Genomic DNA, 4482 nt, shown 5'->3' with positions numbered 1-4482 from the left:
CTTCAGGCCGATCTAGGATAGGGACGATCGTCCTGGCTCCCAATGGCGCCCTGCGGACGCTCCTGACACGAGGACAGCAAAAAACCGGCCTTTGCGGGGCCGGTTGCGGTGATCTGCGGTCTTCCGTGAAGGAGGAGATGGTGGAGCCAGGCGGAATCGAACCGCCGACCTCTTGAATGCCATTCAAGCGCTCTCCCAACTGAGCTATGGCCCCACACGAGACGACCGAGTTGGGATCGGCCGTCAATCGGACTTTATTCAAACCGCCTCGGCGGTTCCGTCCGGGCCGCCTGCCGGCGACGCAGCGCTCTATAGGCGGCCCGGGCTGAAGACACAAGCGCCTAATGTCGCCTTGCCGTCATCTTTTTTGAAGGCTGTGGATCAGTTGTCCTCGTCGCCCTCGATGTCGCCGTCGATCAGATCGGAAACATCGTCGTCGCCTTCCTCGTCCTCTTCCAGGAAGGTGTCGTCATCGTCGTCGGCGACGATGTCGTCCTCGACCTCGATGTCGTCCTCGCTGGTGACGACGACGTCCTTCTCGCTCGCCTCGGCGTCGGCATCCTCGAGCGAGACGAGCTCGACCGCGCCATCGGCGACCTCGACCTCGTCCTCATCGTATAGGGGGAGACGATAGGGTCCTTGTTCAAATCGTAGAACTTGCGCCCCGTGACCGGGCAAACGCGCTTCGTTCCGAGTTCCGGTTTCGCCACTGCGTCGGACCTTCAACCATCATGTTCTGAAAAGCAGGCGCGTCCGTTAATCGGGGCGGACGGCGCTGTCAAATGCTGATTTGCGCGATGTGATCACCCCGCGCAAGTCCAATGCGTTTTCCAGAGCCCCTGCGCGCGCCCCGGACGCGCGCATTGGCGCGGCTCGCACGGGCATGCTAGGGCGGGCGCGCAGCTCGTTTGGCCCAAAGCGCAGAGATTCCGACCCCGTGTCCCACGACCATGACCCCGTCCCCGTCACCGCCCGCGCTGGGGGCCCGCTCAAGGGCCGCGTCCGCGTGCCCGGCGACAAATCGATTTCCCACCGGGCGATGATCTTCGGCCTCCTGGCCATCGGCGAGACGAAGGTGAGCGGCCTGCTCGAAGGCGAGGATGTGATGCGCACCGCCGCCGCCGCGCGCGCGCTCGGCGCCGTCGTCCACCATGACGGGCCGGGCGCCTGGCGCGTGCAGGGTGTCGGCGTCGGCGGCCTGCACCAGCCGGCGGATATCCTCGATTTCGGCAATGCCGGCACCGGCTCGCGCCTGATGATGGGCGTCTGCGGCTCGCATCCGATCACCACGACCTTCGACGGCGACGCCTCGCTGCGCAAGCGGCCGATGCGGCGCATCCTCGACCCGCTCGAGCAGATGGGCACCGTCGTCGTCTCGCAGCAGGAGGGCGGCCGCGTGCCGCTGACCCTGCGCGGCCCGAAGGAGGCGATCCCGATCGTCTACGCTCCCCCGGTCGCCTCGGCGCAGATCAAGTCGGCGGTGCTGCTCGCGGCGCTCGCCGCGCCCGGCGAGACCACGGTGATCGAGGCGGAGGCGACGCGCGACCACACCGAGAAGATGCTGGCCCATTTCGGCGCCGAGATCACGGTGACGCCGGAAGGCGCGCATGGAAGGCGCATCGTGCTGAAGGGCCAGCCCGAATTGCAGGCGGCGCCGATCGTCGTGCCGGCCGACCCCTCCTCCGCCGCCTTCCCGCTGGTGGCGGGGCTGATCGTGCCCGGCTCCGACATCCTGCTCGAAAGCGTGATGACCAATCCGCTGCGCTCCGGCCTGCTGACGACGCTGATCGAGATGGGCGCCGACATCACGGTCGAGCGCGAGGCCAATGAAGGCGGCGAGACCGTCGCAGACCTGCGCGTGCGCGGCTCGCAGCTCAAGGGCGTGACGGTGCCGCCGGAGCGCGCGCCTTCGATGATCGACGAATATCCGGTGCTGGCGGTCGCAGCCGCCTTCGCCACCGGCACGACGCGGATGCGCGGCCTGCAGGAATTGCGCGTCAAGGAATCCGACCGCCTCGCCGCGGTCGAGGCCGGGCTGAAGGCYGCSGGCGTGACCTGCYGGATCGARGGCGACGAYCTSRTCGTCGAGGGCTCGGGCGGCGCGCCCGTGCGCGGCGGCGGCCCGATCGCGACCCATCTCGACCACCGCATCGCCATGAGCTTCCTGGTGATGGGCCTTGCGACCCAGAATCCCGTCGTGGTCGATGACGGCTTGATGATCGCGACGAGCTTCCCGAGCTTCACCGCTCTGATGAACGGTCTCGGAGGCCGGATCGGATGAAGCCAGCCACGGGCGACCTCGTCATCGCCGTGGACGGCCCCGCCGCATCGGGCAAGGGCACGCTGGCGAAGCGGCTCGCCGCCCATTACGGCCTGCCCTGCCTCGATACCGGCCTGCTCTACCGCATGGTGGCGCGCGCCATGCTCGATGCCGGGCACGACATCCATGACACGGCGGCGGCCGAGCACCTCGTCGGCAGCTTCGACGAGACCGGTTTTCCGGAGGAGCGCCTGCGCGCGCCACAAGGAGCTCCTCGGCCGGGGCGAGGATGTCGCCTTCGAGAGCATCCTCGCCGATATCCGCCGGCGCGATGCGCGCGATTCGGGCCGCAGCGACGCGCCGCTGAAGGCGGCCGAGGACGCGATCATTCTCGACACCTCGGCGCTGAGCGTCGAGGAGGTGGTCGCCGCCGCCATCGGCATCGTCGAGCGGCGACGCGCGGCCTGAGGCGCTTTCCCGCTCGTTCTCGCGAGATTGCTATCTAAACAGGCCTGAAAGCCGGCTTTTCAGCCTTGGCCTCGTCGAGAAGCCGGCGCACACTCGCCACCGCGACGGGATGGCGGAGGTGGCGATGCGGCGCTGGCTGTACGGTCTCTCAGGTCTGGCTGCGATGGCGCTGTGGAGCCAGGCCGCGCCGAATGCGCAGCCGGCAAATGCGCCGCCGGAGGAGGTCGACGTCGCGCTCGTGCTGGCGGTCGACATYTCCTAYTCGATGGATCTCGACGAGCTCGCSYTGCAGCGCRRCGGCTATATMGAGGCCTTYCGYTCSAARCMKCTGCASGACGCCATCRSCAAWGGCGCGMTSGGCAAGATCGCCGTGACCTATGTCGAATGGGCCGGCGGCAATTTCCAGCACATCGTGCGGCCCTGGAAGATCATCGACGGCCCGGCCGCCGCCAATGCCTTTGCGGAGGAACTCGGCGAGGCGCCGACGCGGCGAGGCCGGCGCACCTCGATCTCCGGGGCGATCGATCTCGGCGTGCAACTGCTCGAACAGTCCAACGTCACGGCGATGCGCCGCGTCATCGACATCTCCGGCGACGGCGCCAACAATGACGGGCGCCCCGTCACCGCCGCGCGCGACGAGGCAGGCGCCAAGGGCATCGCCATCAACGGCCTGCCGGTGATGCTGAAACAGGCGGGCTATTTCGATATCGACAACCTCGACGTCTACTACAAGGACTGCGTCGTCACCGGCATCGGCGCCTTCGTCATCCCGATCCGCGAGAAGCACCAGTTCGTCGAGGCGACGCGCACCAAGCTCTTGCGCGAGATCGCCGCCCTGCCGCCGGATGCAACGGTCCAGAAAGCGCAAGCCGGCGACCCGTCGACCTGCCTTGCCGGGGAACGGCAATGGAGCGACCGGATGGGGAATTGAGGGTAGGTCTCAGGTCCCCCGTGGCTTCGCCCGCGTCGTCGGCAAGGCGGCGGCGGGGTCGTCGGGCCAGAGATGGCGGGGATAGCGGCCCTTCATCTCCGATTTCACCGCCGCCCATGAGCCGCGCCAGAAGCCGGGCAGATCGCGCGTCACCTGGATCGGCCGATGCGCCGGCGAAAGCAATTCGAGGACCAGCGGCACGCGCCCGYCGGCCAGCGCCGGATGGCTCGCCAGCCCATAGAGCTCCTGAACGCGCACCGAAATCGTCGGCCCGGCCTCGGCCGCGTAGTCTACGGCGAAAGAGGAGCCGGTCGGGGCGGTGAAATGCGTCGGGGCCTCGGCATCGAGCCGGCGCTTCAGCTCCCAGGGGACGAGGCCCGCCAGCGCCGAATCGAGATCGGCCGGCTGGATCGCCGCGAGCGAGGCACGGCCGAGGATATGCGGCGCGAGCCAGTCTTCCGGATTCTGCGCGAGCCCTTCGTCGGAGAGATCGGGCCAGCCCTGCTCGGCTTCGACCTTGCGCAGGAAGGCGACACGCTCGCGCAACTGATTCTGCCCCTTCGTCCAGGGCAGCAGGCCGATGCCCAGCGCGGCGATGCCTTTCGCCAGCGCCCCAGCATTCTCAAGCGTCCCGGCGACGGGCAAGGGGCGTTCCGCCAAAGCGAGCGCGCCGTAACGGCGCACCGCTCGTACCCGCAAGGCGCGGGCGGCCCGGTCGAAGCTCGCCTCCTCGCGCTCGGTGATGGCGTAGGGCGCGAGACCATGGCCGACGAGCATGCCGATTTCCGTTTCGCCGATCGCTGCGGCGGCCATGATCCGGGCC

Annotated in this window: 3 protein-coding genes, 1 tRNA gene and 2 pseudogenes; 3 read left to right on the top strand and 3 right to left on the bottom strand. The window is 68.5% G+C overall.

All coding sequences use genetic code 11. From position 1 onward, the window contains the following. Positions 1 to 138: 138 nt before the first annotated feature. Together AB4Y99_RS27250 and AB4Y99_RS27245 are read right to left on the bottom strand one after the other, a co-directional pair. Positions 139 to 214, bottom strand: a tRNA-Ala gene (locus AB4Y99_RS27250). A 167-nt stretch (positions 215 to 381) separates the two neighbouring features. Beyond that, a pseudogene (locus AB4Y99_RS27245) lies at positions 382 to 710 on the bottom strand (TIGR02300 family protein). Positions 711 to 937: 227 nt separating this feature from the next. Between AB4Y99_RS27245 and aroA the strand changes: the two are divergent. The 3 genes and pseudogenes from aroA (at position 938) to AB4Y99_RS27230 (ending at position 3659) form a co-directional block, all read left to right on the top strand. Beyond that, positions 938 to 2281, top strand: a complete 1344-nt coding sequence (aroA, locus tag AB4Y99_RS27240; protein ID WP_441525540.1) for a 3-phosphoshikimate 1-carboxyvinyltransferase — start codon at positions 938 to 940, stop codon at positions 2279 to 2281. Beyond that, a pseudogene (locus AB4Y99_RS27235) lies at positions 2278 to 2728 on the top strand ((d)CMP kinase). The gene aroA and the pseudogene AB4Y99_RS27235 overlap by 4 nt, the downstream one beginning before the upstream one ends. 124 nt (positions 2729 to 2852) lie before the next feature. After that, entirely contained in the window at positions 2853 to 3659 is an 807-nt protein-coding gene (locus AB4Y99_RS27230) for a DUF1194 domain-containing protein (protein ID WP_441525539.1), read from the top strand. Positions 3660 to 3668: 9 nt separating this feature from the next. On the opposite strand, the gene AB4Y99_RS27225 is transcribed toward AB4Y99_RS27230, so the two are convergent. Further along, on the bottom strand, positions 3669 to 4482 hold an 814-nt coding region (locus AB4Y99_RS27225; RefSeq protein WP_441525538.1), incomplete at its 5' end, for an ATP-dependent helicase C-terminal domain-containing protein.

This window comes from Allobosea sp. TAB14, assembly GCF_052113865.1.
Lineage (GTDB): Bacteria > Pseudomonadota > Alphaproteobacteria > Rhizobiales > Beijerinckiaceae > Allobosea > Allobosea spartocytisi.
The sequence above is the reverse complement of the archived record's forward strand: the minus strand, read 5'-3'. Positions and strand labels throughout refer to the sequence as shown.